The 16392-nt window shown below is 53.3% G+C and carries 19 protein-coding genes; 10 read left to right on the top strand and 9 right to left on the bottom strand.

The window, feature by feature from the left end; genetic code table 11:
- Window positions 1-15 precede the first annotated feature (15 nt).
- On the bottom strand, window positions 16-600 hold the full coding sequence (locus tag NL64_RS08835; protein WP_253277069.1) for a hypothetical protein: 585 nt from the start codon (window positions 598-600) through the stop codon (window positions 16-18).
- Window positions 601-1191: 591 nt separating this feature from the next.
- Complete coding sequence (locus NL64_RS08840; protein ID WP_034147759.1) at window positions 1192-2148, bottom strand: tyrosine-type recombinase/integrase; 957 nt, start codon at window positions 2146-2148, stop codon at window positions 1192-1194.
- Window positions 2149-2690: 542 nt separating this feature from the next.
- Between NL64_RS08840 and NL64_RS08845 the strand changes: the two genes are divergently transcribed.
- Window positions 2691-2909 (top strand): hypothetical protein, encoded by a 219-nt coding sequence (locus NL64_RS08845; RefSeq protein WP_034147760.1) that lies wholly within the window; start codon window positions 2691-2693, stop codon window positions 2907-2909.
- Between the two features lie 118 nt (window positions 2910-3027).
- On the opposite strand, the gene NL64_RS29145 is transcribed toward NL64_RS08845, so the two are convergent.
- Complete coding sequence (locus NL64_RS29145) at window positions 3028-3330, bottom strand: integrase (RefSeq protein WP_216594565.1); 303 nt, start codon at window positions 3328-3330, stop codon at window positions 3028-3030.
- A 717-nt stretch (window positions 3331-4047) separates the two neighbouring features.
- Here NL64_RS29145 and NL64_RS08860 point away from each other — a divergent pair.
- Window positions 4048-5283 (top strand): sulfotransferase family 2 domain-containing protein, encoded by a 1236-nt coding sequence (locus NL64_RS08860; protein ID WP_080757904.1) that lies wholly within the window; start codon window positions 4048-4050, stop codon window positions 5281-5283.
- On the top strand, window positions 5280-5870 hold the full coding sequence (gene cysC / locus NL64_RS08865; protein ID WP_034147763.1) for an adenylyl-sulfate kinase: 591 nt from the start codon (window positions 5280-5282) through the stop codon (window positions 5868-5870). Before NL64_RS08860 ends, cysC begins: the two co-directional genes overlap by 4 nt.
- 759 nt (window positions 5871-6629) lie before the next feature.
- Here cysC and NL64_RS30060 read toward each other — a convergent pair.
- On the bottom strand, window positions 6630-6830 hold the full coding sequence (locus tag NL64_RS30060) for a hypothetical protein (protein ID WP_155292738.1): 201 nt from the start codon (window positions 6828-6830) through the stop codon (window positions 6630-6632).
- A gap of 193 nt (window positions 6831-7023) precedes the next feature.
- Window positions 7024-7308, bottom strand: a complete 285-nt coding sequence (locus tag NL64_RS08875) for a DUF6555 family protein (protein WP_034147765.1) — start codon at window positions 7306-7308, stop codon at window positions 7024-7026.
- A gap of 359 nt (window positions 7309-7667) precedes the next feature.
- Here NL64_RS08875 and NL64_RS08880 point away from each other — a divergent pair, with 359 nt between their 5' ends.
- Together NL64_RS08880 and NL64_RS08885 are read left to right on the top strand one after the other, a co-directional pair.
- Window positions 7668-7862 carry a hypothetical protein gene (locus NL64_RS08880; protein ID WP_034147766.1) on the top strand — a complete coding sequence of 65 codons (195 nt, stop codon included), beginning with the start codon at window positions 7668-7670 and terminating at the stop codon, window positions 7860-7862.
- A gap of 149 nt (window positions 7863-8011) precedes the next feature.
- The gene (locus NL64_RS08885; protein WP_034147767.1) at window positions 8012-8467 is read left to right on the top strand and encodes a DUF2214 family protein; all 456 of its coding nucleotides are present in this window, start codon (window positions 8012-8014) and stop codon (window positions 8465-8467) included.
- Window positions 8468-8685: 218 nt separating this feature from the next.
- Here the strand turns inward: NL64_RS08885 and csrA are convergent, their stop codons facing one another.
- Complete coding sequence (gene csrA, locus NL64_RS08890) at window positions 8686-8880, bottom strand: carbon storage regulator CsrA (RefSeq protein ID WP_007938114.1); 195 nt, start codon at window positions 8878-8880, stop codon at window positions 8686-8688.
- Between the two features lie 250 nt (window positions 8881-9130).
- On the opposite strand from csrA, the gene NL64_RS08895 reads away from it, so the two are divergent.
- Complete coding sequence (locus NL64_RS08895; RefSeq protein WP_034147768.1) at window positions 9131-9496, top strand: hypothetical protein; 366 nt, start codon at window positions 9131-9133, stop codon at window positions 9494-9496.
- A 119-nt stretch (window positions 9497-9615) separates the two neighbouring features.
- Here the strand turns inward: NL64_RS08895 and NL64_RS08900 are convergent, their stop codons facing one another.
- The 3 genes from NL64_RS08900 to NL64_RS08910 form a co-directional block, all read right to left on the bottom strand.
- Window positions 9616-10305: an endonuclease gene (locus NL64_RS08900; protein WP_034147769.1), complete on the bottom strand. Its 690-nt coding sequence runs from the start codon at window positions 10303-10305 to the stop codon at window positions 9616-9618.
- Window positions 10306-10309: 4 nt separating this feature from the next.
- Entirely contained in the window at window positions 10310-10600 is a 291-nt protein-coding gene (locus NL64_RS08905; protein ID WP_034147770.1) for a DUF1654 domain-containing protein, read from the bottom strand.
- A gap of 160 nt (window positions 10601-10760) precedes the next feature.
- Window positions 10761-11849, bottom strand: coding sequence for an asparaginase (locus NL64_RS08910; RefSeq protein WP_034147771.1), 1089 nt, complete (start codon window positions 11847-11849; stop codon window positions 10761-10763).
- Between the two features lie 352 nt (window positions 11850-12201).
- Between NL64_RS08910 and NL64_RS08915 the strand changes: the two genes are divergently transcribed.
- The 4 genes from NL64_RS08915 (at window position 12202) to NL64_RS08930 (ending at window position 16389) form a co-directional block, all read left to right on the top strand.
- Window positions 12202-12657 (top strand): hypothetical protein, encoded by a 456-nt coding sequence (locus NL64_RS08915; RefSeq protein ID WP_034147772.1) that lies wholly within the window; start codon window positions 12202-12204, stop codon window positions 12655-12657.
- Between the two features lie 192 nt (window positions 12658-12849).
- A complete protein-coding gene (locus NL64_RS08920; RefSeq protein ID WP_034147773.1) occupies window positions 12850-13806 on the top strand; it encodes a sugar ABC transporter substrate-binding protein in 957 nt (318 codons plus the stop codon).
- Window positions 13807-13861: 55 nt separating this feature from the next.
- Window positions 13862-15415: a sugar ABC transporter ATP-binding protein gene (locus tag NL64_RS08925; protein ID WP_034147774.1), complete on the top strand. Its 1554-nt coding sequence runs from the start codon at window positions 13862-13864 to the stop codon at window positions 15413-15415.
- Complete coding sequence (locus NL64_RS08930) at window positions 15412-16389, top strand: ABC transporter permease (protein WP_034147775.1); 978 nt, start codon at window positions 15412-15414, stop codon at window positions 16387-16389. Before NL64_RS08925 ends, NL64_RS08930 begins: the two co-directional genes overlap by 4 nt.
- The last annotated feature ends 3 nt before the right edge of the window (window positions 16390-16392 follow it).

The raw sequence follows: 16392 nt of genomic DNA on the forward strand, positions 1-16392 counted from the left end.
GTGTTCGCCGGCCCCTTACGCAGTAGGGGTATCGAAGTGGCCAAGGTCTTTCGCATTGCCATACCTTGAAATCCGGGCAACAAAGCCTAACCCGCTGAAGTGGACGTATACGCCACGCGGGAGTCTTGCTCGCAGTTTTCGAGAGCCCTTGAAAATCAGGTTGAGGCTCTTTGGGACTACCGTGCAATGCTCGGGTGAGTACGTTGTGTTCAGCGGGTCCAAAATGTCTTTGTCCAGCTCGGCGTCAGCCTCGAACGCGTAGGGCTGCATGGAGTACCACGCTGCGAACTCTTGATAGTCCCACCACTTGATACAGACACTGCAACCTTCATAGGCAGCGGCCTTCTTGGGGCCGTAGGAACGCCGCATCATGTTGGACCAAGTTTTGTGTGGGGTGCCCTTGCCTGTCTTGAAGTAGGGCATACCCATGGCCTTACGTCGATCCCGACTGTTATAGCCGACGCCGTAGGTCAACTTCTTATCCTTAGGTGCTCCGAACAGCGGCAGTTCTTCCCCGAGGGTGTAGTCGAGGCGGACGCCTGCCAGTTGTGGCAGTACGTAGATGGTCTTAACACGGTCATGCATGAAATCTTGGTTCATTGATACCTCCATAGGTTGAATTTTGGGCGAAAAAAAACCGACACGTTGGTCGGCATCATCGGCAGCATTTCTCTCTACAGAGGAGTAAATGAACTCAGCTTTCGGATGTCGTCGACCTCGAGGTTGGTTTTGCTTTCATTGCAATGGTCATGGCTATTTCTCATGGTTTGCATTGACCGTCGGTGGTGGTCAGCCAGTTTGCAGACAAAGCAACACCGATCATCTGGCACTGTATGGGTGCGGGACGTATTCGGTATGTTTTGTCGATTTGAGAATTATCAGTCAAAGTGCCATCACTTGTCAAGCGTTATTTCTTGCATGTGCCAGCTGAATGCTGTAGGCGTACCGCAAAGACGATGGTTTAGCCGCATCTAATATCCCGCTCGTACGAAACCAATTTTCAGCGGAGAGAAAGCATCCTGCTTAGTCCAGTCAGCGATGTAAGCCCGTAAACACTGGACTGAGCGACAGTTGTTCCTCAGAACATGACGAATCCAGTGCAGGTTATGCTGGGGTTTATCGATGGTTTCTAACGAGTTTTCGGGGCTGCCAACCTTTCAGTTAATCGAGGCTGGCGGCCCATCCGATTGGTCAATCAATAAGGTGCAGAACATCCCTGACATTCAAATGGGAGTACCGGGCAACGGATCGTGTATCCCGGTGGCCTGAGACGATCATGATCTGTGCGTTGTTGAAGCCCTTCTTGGCGACATTGGTGATTCTGGTGTGCCTGAGCTGGTGCAGCCGGACACTACTGTCTAAGCCAGCCTTGACTCGTGCCAGTCGCACTGCCTGAGATACGGCATGTGGAGTGACCGGGAAAATCAGGTTGCTCGGGTGATGTTCTACAGTGGCGCACAATTGGGCGATCTGAAGGATTTCCACTGCACGGTGGGTGAGGGGGACTGACCGTGTACCGTTCTTTCCATCGATCACATCGGCAATTCGATCCTTGAGGTGCAGGCAGTCTTTGGTCAGCTTCAGGATTTCAGAGCGCCGCATGGCAGTCTCATATGCCAGTTCGACAATGGGTTTCATGATGGGTGACAGCTTCGCCAGTAACCGCTCAAGCTCGCTTACACTAATCACCTTGTCTGAAGACCGATCAGGTTTGGGGAGTGCGATATCACTGACAGGGTTCTGGATGTCGATCAGTAGCCCGCGTTTGGCGAACCTGTAGAAGCGGGACATGAATGCAAGTTGCGTCCTGCATGTGGACGGCTTCACCTTCTTCAATCGCATAATCTTGAAGTCATTGATCATCTGCGGCGTGATTTCGTGAATGGGCTGCGTGAAGTGTCTGCCCAGATGCTCCACGACTTTCAGTGCGTGGTCGTAGCTGCCTTTCCCCTTGAGCATGGCTTCGCAGTAGGTCATGCCCAGCGTATAAATGGTGTGGTGCTTGCGATCCATCGTCACGGCTTCGAGCTGGTTCGCCCATGACTCTGCTTCAGCTTTGTTGCTGAAAGTTTTCGACTGGGGAGGTTTGCCCTTTATCCGTACCTGAGCATTCCAGTTGCCGGACGGAAGTAAGCGGAAATTGGCCATTTTTGACGCCTCATAATGTGAATGGGCGTTCTGTGAAACCCTTGAGCACCAAGGCTTGCAGCTTGCTCAAGCAGACATTGACATGGTGGGGGTCGTTGGTTCGAGTCCAATCGCGCCTACCAAACAAAATCCGCTCTGCTGGGCGGTCTAGAAGGGCTCACCGAAAGGTGGGCCCTTTTTTGTTGTCTGGTGTTTGAGAAAACGTTGGGAATATTTTGGGCAAACGTCCACCGCGCTACATCTTCAGGTCGGCTTTTACCTTCATGTAAACCAGCGCGTCATCACTGTGCCCTGCCTGGTAGTATTCGCGCTCGGCCCATCACAATCTCCAAGTGCACGGGCTTTTAGTAGTTTTGCGTCTTCCCGGGCGATACCGCCCACCTCCATCTTTTTGGCTGCCACCATGAGACGCGGCAACCGAGCCGTAATTTGGGTAATGACTTTTTGCCATAAAGAGGTTGGGCTAACCGTTCGTCGGGGCTCGCGCACGATCCGCAGATTGAAAAGTCGATGAAGTAGCCAAAAAAAAAGACAGGTTTCTTATGCGATCACTAATCCTCGATTTGCCGAATGGGCGTGAGCTCGCAAATGAACTTGATCTTGCAATCGAGCAGATGATGGCCATCCCGGTCGAACTAGTCGGTGGCGAAGATTGGCTGGCGGCCTCCACCAGGCAGCAGCAAGCTTTCCAAAAATGGCGAGAGTATCTTCAGCTCATGGCTGATGGACGGGTACGCGTGGAGCCATTAAAGGTCGCCTGAATTTTGGCCCACCTGTAGTTAGCCAGAGTATGTACAGCGAGTATGCGTGAGAAGTTCGGCAGCACTGTTGGGGGGGGGGGCTACTCGACCTGCCGGTAACCTGCGTAACGCGCGAGCATCATGATGAATGGCTCACCGAAAGACCTTTTTTGTCGGATGGCGTTTGGAAAAACGTTGGAAACGATTTTGAAAAACGAACCACCTTTTCAAATATCAAGTCTGCCTTCACCTTCATATAAGTCATCTCGTCTTCACCATGGCGAGCATGATAGTGCTCGGGCATTTTCTCGTCGGCGTGCCCCATCAAACCCTGCATGAACTCCTGCTCGAAACGTTGCTGCTTGTACAGCCAGGCACCGATTGCGCGGGTCTCATGGAAGGTAGGGTTCTTAACTGTCGGCAACTCGTCGTAGGCCTTCAAAGCGTCTGGCGCTTGGGTGAAGGAATTGGTCAGGAAGCCCCTCCGTCACCGCGTTCCAGTGTAATTTTGCGTCGAGTTGAGGCCGTTTACTTGCCTTCGGTGAGTGGTAGACCAACTACGGGCAGACGACTGGCGAGTCCATGCACTCCAAAACCGCCTCCCGCAGCGCCTGGCCTGTGAAAATCTCCAGGTGCGCGGGTGGTCTGGGCAGTGATCAATGAGCCGCTGTACTGACAGGTTTCGGCTCGAGAAGCAGGAGAGTCCCAAGATCGTTCTGAGCGCTGACCGGATATTTCGAGATGAGCTTCGCATCACCTCGATATTTTCCGCATTGCTGGTTGGCCTCAGCGTTCATTTCCAGCCGCTTGAAGATGTTTGCCGATCTGGCGCAGCTGAAGGTCCAATTCTTCTACTTTGTTCTCAAGCATTCGCAGCTGATGCCGATAGATTTCGGATGGAGCCGGGCAGCCAGGCCGAGCGCTTGTCTTTCGATTTCGTCGGAAGCCATCGAGAAACCCTTTGGCTTTGAGGGCTCCATCAAGTCAAGGCTGTCAGGTATGAAACGATGGGCGGACAGTCACCAGTGCGCCAAGTAGGACTATTGTAGTAATTAAGGGTAAAGAGCGTGGAGTTAGAAGTTTGTAAGATCTTGGAAGTGCCTAGAAAACTTGCTACGAATTTTTTAAATTTTGACCGAGATTTTGATCGGTTGACTACATGATTAATTTGATTTCTAGATTTTGGTTAACAATGAACAAGCCACTTTATTATCTTCATATTCCAAAAACCGCCGGTACATCATTAACGTCATTTTTAGATGCGCAATTTGACCGCTCTCAGATATGCCATGCTCAATTGCTTCCAGAGCTTTTCAACTTGGATAGTGACTCCATTTCCAAGTATGATTTTTTTCGCGGGCATCTATGGTTTGACTTGAATAACTATGTGGGGAAGGAGCTCAACTACATAACGATGTTGCGAGATCCTGTGCAGCGTACGATTTCGTGGTATTCACATGTCAAACGTGACATAAATGCCTATCGCCATGATCGCGTCGTGGAAGAAAATTGGTCATTGTTCGACTTTGTTACTGATAAAGAAACTCACTGGGATATGGTGAACGCTCAAACTATATTTCTTGCCGCGGATCTGGATTTTGAGAAGCTTGCTAATGATCCAGTCGGTTATGGTAGGGCTGTTATAAAGAGTTATGCTGCACGTAACAATGATCGAGAACTTCTGGATTTGGCGAAATCCCGGCTTGAAAAGTTTATGTTCTTTGGTATCGCCGAGCGAATGAGTCAGTCATTGCAATTGTTGTCACACGCCTTGGATGTTTATCCGAAATTTTCCCGGCAAAAATTGAATGTGTCAGAAAATCGACCATTGGATGATGAGATTTCAAATGAAACAATTCAAGCCATAAGAGAAATTACTTCGTTGGACCAAGAGCTTTACGATTGGGCAGTGAAGACTTTTGAGTCTAGGTATGACGAATTGGTGAATTCGTTACTCATGCATAATTATATCTCTAGCCCCAAGCACGCGGACAAGGCTTGTAATATTCAACTGTCTGCGGTGGAAAGGAAGGCGCTGCAAATCAATACAATATCCTTCCCGGATGCTGTTGAGCAGGGCGCTCATTTTGAAGTTGAAGTCGAGGTAACCAATAACTCGAAATACCGTATCCAGAGTAGTGGTCCCTATCCTGTTAATATTTGCTACCACTGGATAGATCCGATCACAGATGAGGTCATTATCTTTGATGGGGTTAGGACCAAGATTGAGCCGACTTTGCTTTCAGGGGAAAGCCTCAAACTTAATGTAGAGGTTATCGCTCCTGAACGGTTAGGACTATCAACTCTCCGGCTGACGTTTGTTCAGGAAGGAGTGTCGTGGTTTGATGAGTCGCAGAGTGCGATTTTTTCGGATATTGAGGTTCTTGTAAAATGAAAACAAGCGGGGAAGACCTCACTTGGCATTTGGGAGCCTTGACCCGGGAAGATCGGGAACTGCATTTGGGGCAGCAAGCCATTACCGTTTGGCTCACAGGGCTTAGTGGGTCTGGAAAATCATCCTTGGCTTTTGCCTTAGAAAAAAAGTTATCAGCGCAGGATAAAAGTTGTTTTGTTCTAGATGGTGATAACGTTAGGCACGGTCTTAATAAGGACTTAGGATTTAGTCTGTCCGACAGATCGGAGAATATAAGGAGGATAGCTGAAGTTGCCAGGCTCATGAATGATGCTGGCCTGATAGTCATCGTAGCGATAATTTCTCCGATGATTGAAGACCGGGCTTTAGCGGTCGAGATAATTGGTGTCGATCGCTTTCATGAGGTTTTTGTAAGTACTCCTCTCAGTATCTGTGAAGAAAGAGATCCCAAAGGACTGTATCGAAAAGCGCGCTGTGACTCTTTAGAAAACTTTACGGGTATCTCTTCGCCTTATGAACCACCGTTGGCACCCGCTTTAGTTATAGATAACACCAGGCTATCTGTGGAAGACAATGCAAACAAAATCCTCCGATACTTGAAGGGATAGTGCGTTCGGTCTTTATAAACGACGTTTTTGTCGGGATCCATGTTTCACTCCAGCTTAGGAGTTGCCTTGACGAGGAGGGGCCGTTGGTTCGGTTTCAATGGTGCCAACCCAAAAAAATCCGTTCTGCTTATCTATAAGGGCTTACCGAATGTGGGCCCTTTTTTGTGCTTCCGATTTACTGCGGAGCGTTCGTATATATCGGCTTCGTTCAGGTATGAAGGTCTCTTCGCCGATGACGCGTCTTTCTTTCGAGTTGGGCCGTTAACGCCGATTTCAATTTCAGTACCTCGTCAGTGAATTTTTGAACTGTCTCAAGGTCGTATCTCCGACTTTTGCCTTGAGCACATCAAATGAAGCGTGTAGTAATAATGTTCATGACCCTTTCAACGACGCTGCTCGTGGCTGGGTGCGGCCCTCGTTGGGATGAGGGGGATAGATACGGTCGTGATCGTGGCTATGATCATGATCGTGGATACGACCGAGTGCATGACCGAGATTATGACGATTATCGAGGTCACGATCGTAGGTATGATCGTCGCGACAATGATCAGGGATATGAGCGCAATCGCGATCATGATCGTAACGATAGAGACGACTAGCCCGCGCTGATCTACCTTTCGCTTTCCGAGTTGAGACGAGTTGCGATGGTTGAAGAACGGTCGTACATGATTGCGGATATCGCAGTTTCCGTCATCTGATAGAGCGTAGCGTTCTTGCAAACGACGAGGACTGGGTGCGGCAGGATGAGGCGCAGATGACTCACGGTCGATTTCCGGTTTTCCCGTTATTATCAGCTCCTTTCGAAAAAATATAGAGTTCTTCTTCCAGATACATAGCAGCCGGACTGGGTGCCCCGGCTGCAATCAACTCTAGCTCTCTGGATACAGCTATAAGTCGTCTGCCATCCCTGAATTCAGAATCTTGTGCAGAAGACTGGGCATTTTGCTTTGCGCCTGACATGCTGGCTTCCTTGTTTGCGCTTGAAAAGTCATGAATACCGCCAGGCCGTTGCTATTTCAATCCTTTGAGTTGTCTTAACTGAGACATTTTGTGACAGCAAATCAATCAAGTTTGGACAACTGAGCGGCTTCTATTGAGTCAGGCTCAGTTCGGCACGGGTTGGGTGCGAATTACTGTTCGAGATACATCCGGGTTACTCGATACTTTTCACGCCTACCGTGTTCCGCGCCAACTTTGCTCTTTCGCTCCAGGTTATGGTGTGGCTCGCCTTATTCCACCGAACATTCCTTATCCCGCGACGTAGGGCTTTTTCAACGACGTCGAAGATATTGTGAATAGTGAAAGTGGCACCTGCGCACTCGCCGTGATGAAGCAGGGCCGTCTTCCAGGCCTCAATGTCGCTCATGCCTGATCTTTCGATAACCATGACTTTCTTAAATCCATTGGCCACAAAGTGGATCTCGTAGAGTTCTGTCATTACTCAGCGTCCTGCTTACATGCTTCCATATGCGAAACATTATCATTTGCTGCGGGTTTTAGGTACTGTGCCTGATCAATGAGATGTATTCCGACGACATTGAACTGTGGGCATTGATTCGCATCCAAGCAAAACGGGCGACCACGCGTCAACTGCGAATACTCAAGCGGGAGAACATTGATGGGGAGGCGAGCGATGATCAAATTTTTTGCGGCTTACCTGTCTGTTTGCCTTCTGCTGCAATGGACTGTGGTTGAGGCATCTCCCTGGATCGCCTCTCATGTCCTTCTGAGATGGATCCTCTAACGCAGCCGTTCAGGCGTAAAATGGGCGTGCTACCTCATGTAAAGGAGTCGAATATGATCTCCGACCAGTTGAACCAACAAGCACCCGAAACAAAAGCAGTGTGGGATCAATATTTCTGCGCGGCGTTGATTGCCGAAAGCAATTTGACTGCGCCCGTCGTAGGCGGGGCTACGCACGACGACAGACAGAATCTATTGATCGAGAGAGCCAAAGCGCTCGCCGACAAGATGATGGAAAACAGAAAATAACCAGAGCCCAGCCATCGCGCTGGGCTTTTCACATCGGGAGTATTTCGAGGTTACGTCGAGAGATAACGAGTGGCATCGCGGTGCAAAGCGCTAATTCATGGGCTACTACTGACAGGCTGATTCAATCTCATCCTGGCAGGAGCGTCGCGATGCTGACTCACTGGTTTCTTGCGGCAGTTCATCTTTTGGCATTTGCACTGGGGTTCTGGGCCGTTCTTGCTCGTGGCACGGCCTTTCGGCGTCTGGTTGACGGAGTGGGTCAAGCTCGCAGCGTGTTGGTCGCGGATAATATTTGGGGAATCTCTGCGCTTATCCTGCTCGTGACCGGTGGCATGCGCGCCTTTGGCGGGTACGAAAAAGGCAGCGATTACTACCTGCATCAACCGTTGTTCCACCTCAAAATGACGTTGTTCGTCCTGATTCTGCTACTTGAAGTTGCACCGATGGTGACATTGATCAAATGGCGGGTTGCGCTGGCGCGGGGTGCGGCTATCAATTCCAGGCGAGCAAAGCTATTCGCGCGTATCAGTCATATTGAGGCGCTGCTGGTGTTGCTGATGGTTGTTGCGGCTACGGGAATGGCGCGGGGCGTTGGGACCGCTTAGGCAACTGGCATCAGGCACTTCCTCGGTGTTGCGCGGAAATGTCTGACAGTCATGACTTGCGGCTTGCCGCTAATATGGGTCTGCCTGCAACACAGAGAGGGATGGCGTGGATCACCCAGCATTGGGCCGAGCGAACATACGAAGGTTAGAGCGGCGATTGAATCTTTAGCCAGCCGTCGTTCCGGGGCGAACGGGCTGGCTACTGACTGCAGCAGGATTCAAGGGGTTTGCGGTTTGTCCGGTGCGGTCAAGCCAGCCTGAATGCGCTGATAGATTTCTTCGCGATGCACCGCAACGTCTTTCGGGGCGTTGATGCCAATCCTGACTTGCTGGCCGCTTACGCCCAGGATGGTGATCGTAATGTCATCACCAATGTTTATGCTTTCACCGACTTTGCGGGTGAGTATCAGCATGGTCTTCTCCTTGATTGCTTTGTGGGGCACCTGATTCGGACAGTGCAGAGGTCGGTGGTATGTATAGATTAGTGCGAAGTCTCACGGTTTGGGTGCCTCTTTCTGACGCGCAGATGCAGCATTAATTCCCAAGGCGTAACTATACAGAGGCTGCAACCATCATTCTCGTTGTTTTAAGCCCATTTTGCGGCGCTCGGGAAGTATTCATGAATGATAAAATCCCCGCTTTAAGCATTCAGAGGGAAACGCTGTGCGCAAAATGATCATGGTAATCGCGGTAATGGCGCTGGCGGGATGTGGTGAGGGCAAGAGCGTCGATGCACCGAAGCCACAAGTGGCAGCGGTCGTCGCGCCAGCACAGGTTTCTGGACCTCAATGGGATCTCGAAGTGCGAGGGGCAACCCCTCAGGCTGTCAGCGATCTCAGTGGCTGGTTGATCGAGCACAGTTTCATGTCCAGCGTCGTCAAGGAAGACGGCAAGGTGCGGATTCTGATGGGGCCTTACAATTCGAAAGCAGAAGCAGAGGCCAAGCAGGCCGAGGTGGCGGCAGCCATTACCAAGGCGAAAAAGCAGAACATCGAGTTGCTTGTTCTTGAGCGTCCAACTGCCCAGTAACGAGTACGCTGGTGCTTTTTAGCCCAGTCGTTAAACGTGGCGCCAGAGCACAGCTAACGGCTAGAAAGGACAAAGGCCCCGGGTGGTAAACCCGGGGCCTTGTTGTTTTTAGCGGCAGCTCAGCCGCAAGCTTTCATGTCCACCGGGCCGACGAAATCGTTGCCACGCCCCATGACGCACGCCACGCTCTGGTTACGCTGACGTTCCCAGGCCTGAACCGGATAAGTCTTGTTCCAGGCGTCGTACAGTTGCCGATCCTGTTTCGACAGGCGCAATCCATATTGTTTGCTCATGTAGAAATAAGTCCGGGCGATCATGCCGCGAATGGATGGGCGCGGCATGACCTTTTTCGCCTTGAAGTCGACCTGAGTCAGGCACGAGCCGTACTGGCCGGATTGCTCCGGCAACCAGCCGAAACTGAAGTTGCTGCGATCGCCATTGACCTCGCCGATGCTGGGTACAAGGTTATGCAGATCGGCCTCGGCTTTCTGATAGGTCGGATCGTACCGGGTGCAGTTCTTGCGTCCGCCTTCTTGCCAGCATTGGCGCTGATGACCGATCTGCCAGGCCGGAACGATGTGCTCCCATTCAATACGAGAGGCGCGCTTGGCATTTTTGCGCGGGACATAGCCGCATGCTGCGAGGTTTACCTTGTTGCCGGTGTATTTGCAGCCGCAGTAAAACTCGGTGGATTGTGGTGCATATAGCTTCCAGGCGACTTTCTTGGCTTCGTTAAAGGTGCGTGGTGCATCAGCCTGGGCGCCCATGGCGAACAACAGAAGCATTAAAGCAAAACAACGGACACTCATTGACTCAGTCTTCCTTCGGCACAACCCAGAAAATCTGCACGCCGCCATCGTCGCGATAGGCGAGGGTAACGTTGTCGTTCTCGTCGATTTCTTCGAGCAAGCGTTCCCACTCATCCACGGGTTCGTCTGGAAGACGGAAGACCAGGGCTGCCTTGGCTTTTTGAGCAGTGGGGGAGTTGATGATTTTCTGAACGCGCAGGCCCATGCGTACATAGGAGTCAGGAGAGGCAGAGGTTGTGTCCACGGAATTATCCTTATTAAGCTGTACGTGCATACAGTATTTAACTGTAGGCATTTTCGCAACTGCTTAAAATTCAAGAAAATCCTCTGACAGCACCTTTTTCATTTTGGTGTAGGACGGTGGAATTTTTTTTGTCGGATGTGAAGCGCGAGCGTGCCATTAAAGCGGGCGATACGGTGCCCGACCGGAACCGGTCGGGCGAGGGTGGGGCTAATCAGTATTCCCAGAACATCCGTTGCAGCTCTTTGCTGTCATTGGTCTTGGTCAGTGCGACCATGGCCAGGATGCGCGCCTTCTGCGGATTCAAATCATGCGCCACGACCCAGTCGTACTTGTCGTCTGGTTGTTCGGCGTTACGCAGTACGAAACCACCAGCGTTGACGTGGGAAGATCGAATGATTTGCACGCCGTCCTTGCGCAAGGCCTGCAAGGCTGGAACGACTCGCGAGGAAACCGAGCCGTTTCCAGTGCCTGCGTGGATGATGGCCTTCGCGCCTGACTGAGCCAGCGCCTTGTAGGCGGTATCGCTGACGTTGCCGTAGGAGTAGGCGATTTCCACGTCAGGCAGGCTCTTGATGGTTTTGATGTCGAATTCTGAATCCATGGTGTGACGCTTGGCGGGCAGGCGGAACCAGTAGGATTTACCTTCAACCACCATCCCGAGCGGGCCCCAGGCACTTTTAAACGCCTCGGTCTTGATGTTGATCATTTTGCTGACGTCGCGACCCGACTGGATCTCATCGTTCATGGTCACCAGTACGCCTTTGCCACGCGCATCTTTACTGCTGGCAACGGCCACGGCGTTGTACAGGTTAAGCATGCCATCGGCCGACATCGCAGTGCCTGGACGCATGGAGCCGACGACGATGATTGGCTTGTCGGTTTTTTCTACAAGGTTCAGGAAGTAAGCGGTTTCTTCCAGGGTGTCGGTACCGTGGGTAATCACGATGCCATCGACGTCCTTGCTGTCGGCCAATTCCGCCACGCGACGACCCAGTTGCAGCAAGTTCTCGTTGGTAATGCTCTCGGAGGCGATCTGCATGACTTGTTCGCCGCGAACATTGGCCAGTTGGCTCAGCTCTGGAACGCCGGCAATCAATTGTTCGATGCCGACTTTCGCCGCTTGATAAGTCGCGCTGTTCGCAGCACTGGCGCCTGCACCGGCGATGGTGCCGCCAGTGGCGAGGATGACTACGTTCGCCAGTTTCTGTTGGGTTTCCACTTCTTTTGCTTGAAGGGCAGTCGGCAGGAGTAGCAGGAGGGCCAAGGCGCCCGGAACAAAGGTCTTGAAAGCAGATGTCATTATTTTTCTCTTCTAGTAGTGAGACGGTGCTGATGCAAGTTCATCTAGATGCGCCCCAGACGGATCTGAACGTTTGGGGTGCAGGAGAGGAGCAGGATCTGTACCAGTCACACACGGTGTTGAGAAAAATGTTTAACTTATTGATTTGTTTGTTTATTTAAACCCGCCCGTCACTTCGTTATCGCATTTCTTCGTCCGGGTTTCCGACTGTGTGCAGCTTTTTCGTTCGGTACTCCGAAAATGAATGGGGGGTCTGTTTGAGCCATTTGTTTCAGCGGGTGAAAAACTGTCGTTAAAGAAACCCGTGCCCAAGTCGATGATCCTTTAAAGGATGTTTTTTTCAGGAGTTCACATGTCGTTTTCTGTTGGTCTTCCAAATGCTGCTGGCATCACCATAAGCGGCAAGTCGGCCGCAACGGTCCGTGCATTGAGCGACGCAACAGCTGATGCGGCTGCTCAAGCGCTGAGTACAAAGGAAAGTGACGGCAAACAAGTCAGGACCGGTCCTGTTGGTTTGGATAAAACTGCAGGAACTGAGGAGCCGGCCAACGACAACACCAGCATCGCGGTGAAAGTCTTGCTCAAGCGCCTGAAGGAGTTGCAAGAACAACTGCGTCAGCAACAGCAACAATTGGCGGCGGCTCAGTCCGCGGCCTATTCCACGCCGGAAGCCAAAATGACGGCGGTGTCGGCAATTCAAGGGCAAATAGCTGAAACCAACGGCGCCATCCTGCAAGTCAGCGCCAGCCTGATCAAAGAGGTGACCAACGGAGCCAGCACTGGATCGATGGTCAATACGACGGCGTAAGGTGAATGCCGGTTCTCGCAATGAACTGCACGGCTTTTCTGGCCGTTGACAAATATCAGCAGGGTTCGCATAGTTCGGTTTACGCAAACGTTTGCGCGGCATCAGCTGTGGATTAATAGTCCTCAATGACGGTCGTGAAACTTTAGCGAGTACAAGCGTTGCTCACAATAATCATAAGACCGGAGTGAACCCATGAAGCTGCCATTCGCTGGACGTCTTCTCGCTGTCGCTATGCTGGCTGCCGCTGCCGCCGCGCTACCTGTTTCTTCGGCCTTCGCCGAGAGTCCTGAAAAACCCAAAGTCGCGCTGGTCATGAAATCCCTGGCCAACGAATTCTTCCTGACCATGGAAGACGGTGCCAAGGCCTACCAGAAAGACCATTCCGGCGAATTCGAGCTGATTTCCAACGGTATCAAGGACGAGACGGACACTGCCAACCAGATCCGTATCGTCGAGCAAATGATCGTCTCTAAAGTCGATGCATTGGTCATCGCGCCCGCAGACTCCAAAGCCATGGTGCCGGTGATCAAGAAAGCGATTGATGCCGGGATCACCGTGATCAACATCGACAACCAACTGGACCCGGCAGTGGTCAAAAGCAAAAACATCAACGTGCCGTTCGTAGGTCCGGATAACCGCAAAGGTGCGCGTTTGGTGGGCGAGTACCTGGCCAAGCAACTGAAGGCCGGTGACGAAGTCGGGATCATCGAAGGCGTGTCCACCACTACCAATGCCCAGGCCCGAACTGCAGGCTTCAAGGATGCGATGGAAGCCGCGCAGATCAAAGTGGTGTCCGTGCAGTCCGGCGATTGGGAAATCAACAAGGGCAACCAGGTTGCCTCCGCCATGTTGAGCGAATACCCGCAAATCAAAGCCCTGCTGGCCGGTAACGACAGCATGGCGGTCGGTGTGGTGTCTGCCGTGCGCGCTGCGGGCAAGGCCGGCAAAGTACAGGTGGTCGGTTACGACAACATCAATGCCATCAAGCCGATGCTCAAGGACGGCCGCGTGCTGGCCACTGCGGACCAGTTTGCTGCCAGGCAAGCCGTATTCGGCATCGAAACTGCGCTGAAAATCATCAAGGGCGAGAAAGTCGACAGCAGCGCCAACGGCGTGATCGAAACTCCGGTAGAGCTGGTTACCAAGTAATCCTCTGGCGACACAATGGCGCTCGCCCGACCGGGCGAGTGCATGGAGAGTTTTTATGTCAGTTTCTGCCCCGAACGCGGTCCTTTCGGTCAGTGGTATCGGCAAGACCTACGCCCAACCGGTCCTGACCGGTATCGATCTGACGCTCATGCGCGGTGAAGTGCTGGCGCTGACCGGTGAGAACGGCGCTGGCAAAAGCACCCTGTCAAAAATCATTGGCGGGTTGGTTACTCCGACCACCGGCCAGATGCAATTCCAAGGGAAGGATTACCGCCCTGGTAGTCGCACCCAGGCTGAAGACCTGGGTATCCGCATGGTCATGCAGGAGCTCAATCTGTTGCCGACGCTTTCGGTGGCGGAAAACCTGTTTCTCGACAACCTGCCCAGCAACGGTGGCTGGATCAGCCGCAAGCAACTGCGCAAGGCAGCAATCGAAGCCATGGCTCAGGTCGGGCTCGACGCCATCGACCCGGACACCCTGGTCGGCGAGCTGGGCATCGGTCACCAGCAAATGGTCGAGATCGCCCGCAACCTGATCGGCGATTGTCATGTACTGATCCTCGACGAGCCGACCGCAATGCTCACGGCCCGTGAAGTCGAAATGCTGTTCGAGCAGATCACCCGCCTACAAGCGCGTGGCGTATCGATCATCTATATCTCCCATCGTCTTGAGGAGTTGGCTCGCGTGGCCCAGCGCATTGCCGTGCTGCGCGACGGCAATCTGGTGTGCGTCGAGCCGATGGCCAATTACAACAGCGAGCAACTGGTCACGCTGATGGTTGGCCGCGAACTGGGCGAGCACATCGACATGGGGCCGCGCAAGATCGGCGCTCCAGCATTGACGGTCAAAGGGCTGAGCCGCTCCGACAAAGTTCGGGATGTGTCGTTTGAAGTCCGCGCCGGTGAAATCTTCGGGATTTCCGGTTTAATTGGGGCAGGGCGCACAGAGTTGTTGCGGCTGATCTTCGGTGCGGACGCTGCGGACAGCGGCACCGTAGCGCTGGGTTCACCCGCGCAGGTGGTCAGCATCCGCTCACCGGTGGATGCGGTCGCTAACGGCATCGCACTGATCACCGAAGACCGCAAGGGTGAAGGCCTGCTGCTCACACAATCGATTGGCGCCAACATCGCGCTGGGGAACATGCCTGGCATTTCCAGCGGCGGTTTCGTCAACAATGGCGACGAGGCTGCTCTGGCCCAGCGTCAGATCGATGCCATGCGTATCCGCAGTTCTGGTCCGGCGCAATTGGTCTCCGAGTTGTCCGGTGGTAACCAGCAGAAAGTCGTGATCGGCCGTTGGCTGGAGCGTGATTGCTCGGTACTGCTGTTTGACGAACCCACCCGCGGCATCGATGTTGGCGCCAAGTTCGACATCTATGCACTGCTCGGTGAGCTGACCCGCCAGGGTAAAGCGCTGGTGGTGGTCTCCAGTGACCTGCGCGAATTGATGTTGATCTGCGACCGCATTGGCGTGCTGTCGGCGGGGCGCCTGATCGACACCTTCGAGCGCGACAGCTGGACACAGGACGAGTTGCTTGCCGCCGCTTTTGCCGGCTACCAAAAACGTGATGCGCTGCTCAACGAAGCAGCGCCTAGGGATCTTCCATGAATACCGCATCTTCCGCCGGCAAACGCAGTGGCAACTTTTACGGCCTCGGCACCTATCTGGGCCTGGCCGGTGCCTTGCTGGCGATGGTGGTTCTGTTCTCGGTGCTGAGCAGCCACTTCCTGTCTTACGACACGTTCAGCACCCTGGCCAACCAGATTCCGGACCTGATGGTCCTGGCGGTCGGCATGACGTTTGTCCTGATCATCGGCGGCATCGATTTGTCCGTGGGCTCGGTGCTGGCGCTCGCCGCATCGACGGTCAGTGTGGCGATTCTCGGATGGGGATGGAGCGTCCTGCCGGCGGCGTTGCTCGGTATGGCGGCGGCCGCACTCGCCGGCACCATCACTGGCTCGATCACCGTGGCCTGGCGGATCCCGTCGTTCATCGTGTCCCTTGGCGTGCTGGAAATGGCTCGTGGCGTGGCGTATCAGATGACCGGTTCGCGCACGGCCTACATCGGCGACGCGTTCGCCTGGTTATCCAACCCGATCGCCTTCGGTATTTCGCCCTCGTTCCTGATTGCGTTGCTGATCATTTTCATCGCCCAGGCCGTTTTGACCCGCACCGTGTTCGGTCGCTACCTGATCGGCATTGGCACCAACGAAGAGGCCGTGCGCCTGGCGGGGATCAATCCGAAGCCCTACAAGATTCTGGTGTTCAGTCTGATGGGATTGCTGGCCGGTATCGCCGCTTTGTTCCAGATTTCTCGCCTGGAAGCGGCGGACCCAAATGCCGGTTCCGGTCTGGAGCTGCAAGTGATCGCAGCAGTGGTAATTGGCGGTACCAGCCTGATGGGCGGCCGTGGATCGGTCATCAGCACGTTCTTTGGCGTATTGATCATTTCCGTGCTGGCGGCCGGTCTGGCGCAGATCGGTGCGACCGAGCCGACCAAACGTATCATCACCGGCGCGGTCATCGTGGTCGCGGTGGTACTCGACACTTATCGCAGTCAGCGCGCAAGCCGGCGGACCTGAGTC

The sequence above is a fragment of the Pseudomonas fluorescens genome (assembly GCF_000802965.1).
GTDB classification, from domain to species: domain Bacteria; phylum Pseudomonadota; class Gammaproteobacteria; order Pseudomonadales; family Pseudomonadaceae; genus Aquipseudomonas; species Aquipseudomonas fluorescens_A.

What these genes read in the sequence shown, in the direction of transcription:
- NL64_RS08835 (WP_253277069.1), bottom strand. Translation starts at nt 600, where the DNA reads ATGAACCAAGATTTCATGCATGACCGTGTTAAGACCATCTACGTACTG.
- NL64_RS08840 (WP_034147759.1), bottom strand. Translation starts at nt 2,148, where the DNA reads ATGGCCAATTTCCGCTTACTTCCGTCCGGCAACTGGAATGCTCAGGTA.
- NL64_RS08845 (WP_034147760.1), top strand. Translation starts at nt 2,691, where the DNA reads ATGCGATCACTAATCCTCGATTTGCCGAATGGGCGTGAGCTCGCAAAT.
- NL64_RS08860 (WP_080757904.1), top strand. Translation starts at nt 4,048, where the DNA reads ATGATTAATTTGATTTCTAGATTTTGGTTAACAATGAACAAGCCACTT.
- cysC (WP_034147763.1), top strand. Translation starts at nt 5,280, where the DNA reads ATGAAAACAAGCGGGGAAGACCTCACTTGGCATTTGGGAGCCTTGACC.
- NL64_RS30060 (WP_155292738.1), bottom strand. Translation starts at nt 6,830, where the DNA reads ATGTCAGGCGCAAAGCAAAATGCCCAGTCTTCTGCACAAGATTCTGAA.
- NL64_RS08875 (WP_034147765.1), bottom strand. Translation starts at nt 7,308, where the DNA reads ATGACAGAACTCTACGAGATCCACTTTGTGGCCAATGGATTTAAGAAA.
- NL64_RS08880 (WP_034147766.1), top strand. Translation starts at nt 7,668, where the DNA reads ATGATCTCCGACCAGTTGAACCAACAAGCACCCGAAACAAAAGCAGTG.
- NL64_RS08885 (WP_034147767.1), top strand. Translation starts at nt 8,012, where the DNA reads ATGCTGACTCACTGGTTTCTTGCGGCAGTTCATCTTTTGGCATTTGCA.
- csrA (WP_007938114.1), bottom strand. Translation starts at nt 8,880, where the DNA reads ATGCTGATACTCACCCGCAAAGTCGGTGAAAGCATAAACATTGGTGAT.
- NL64_RS08900 (WP_034147769.1), bottom strand. Translation starts at nt 10,305, where the DNA reads ATGAGTGTCCGTTGTTTTGCTTTAATGCTTCTGTTGTTCGCCATGGGC.
- NL64_RS08905 (WP_034147770.1), bottom strand. Translation starts at nt 10,600, where the DNA reads ATGCCTACAGTTAAATACTGTATGCACGTACAGCTTAATAAGGATAAT.
- NL64_RS08910 (WP_034147771.1), bottom strand. Translation starts at nt 11,849, where the DNA reads ATGACATCTGCTTTCAAGACCTTTGTTCCGGGCGCCTTGGCCCTCCTG.
- NL64_RS08915 (WP_034147772.1), top strand. Translation starts at nt 12,202, where the DNA reads ATGTCGTTTTCTGTTGGTCTTCCAAATGCTGCTGGCATCACCATAAGC.
- NL64_RS08920 (WP_034147773.1), top strand. Translation starts at nt 12,850, where the DNA reads ATGAAGCTGCCATTCGCTGGACGTCTTCTCGCTGTCGCTATGCTGGCT.
- NL64_RS08925 (WP_034147774.1), top strand. Translation starts at nt 13,862, where the DNA reads ATGTCAGTTTCTGCCCCGAACGCGGTCCTTTCGGTCAGTGGTATCGGC.
- NL64_RS08930 (WP_034147775.1), top strand. Translation starts at nt 15,412, where the DNA reads ATGAATACCGCATCTTCCGCCGGCAAACGCAGTGGCAACTTTTACGGC.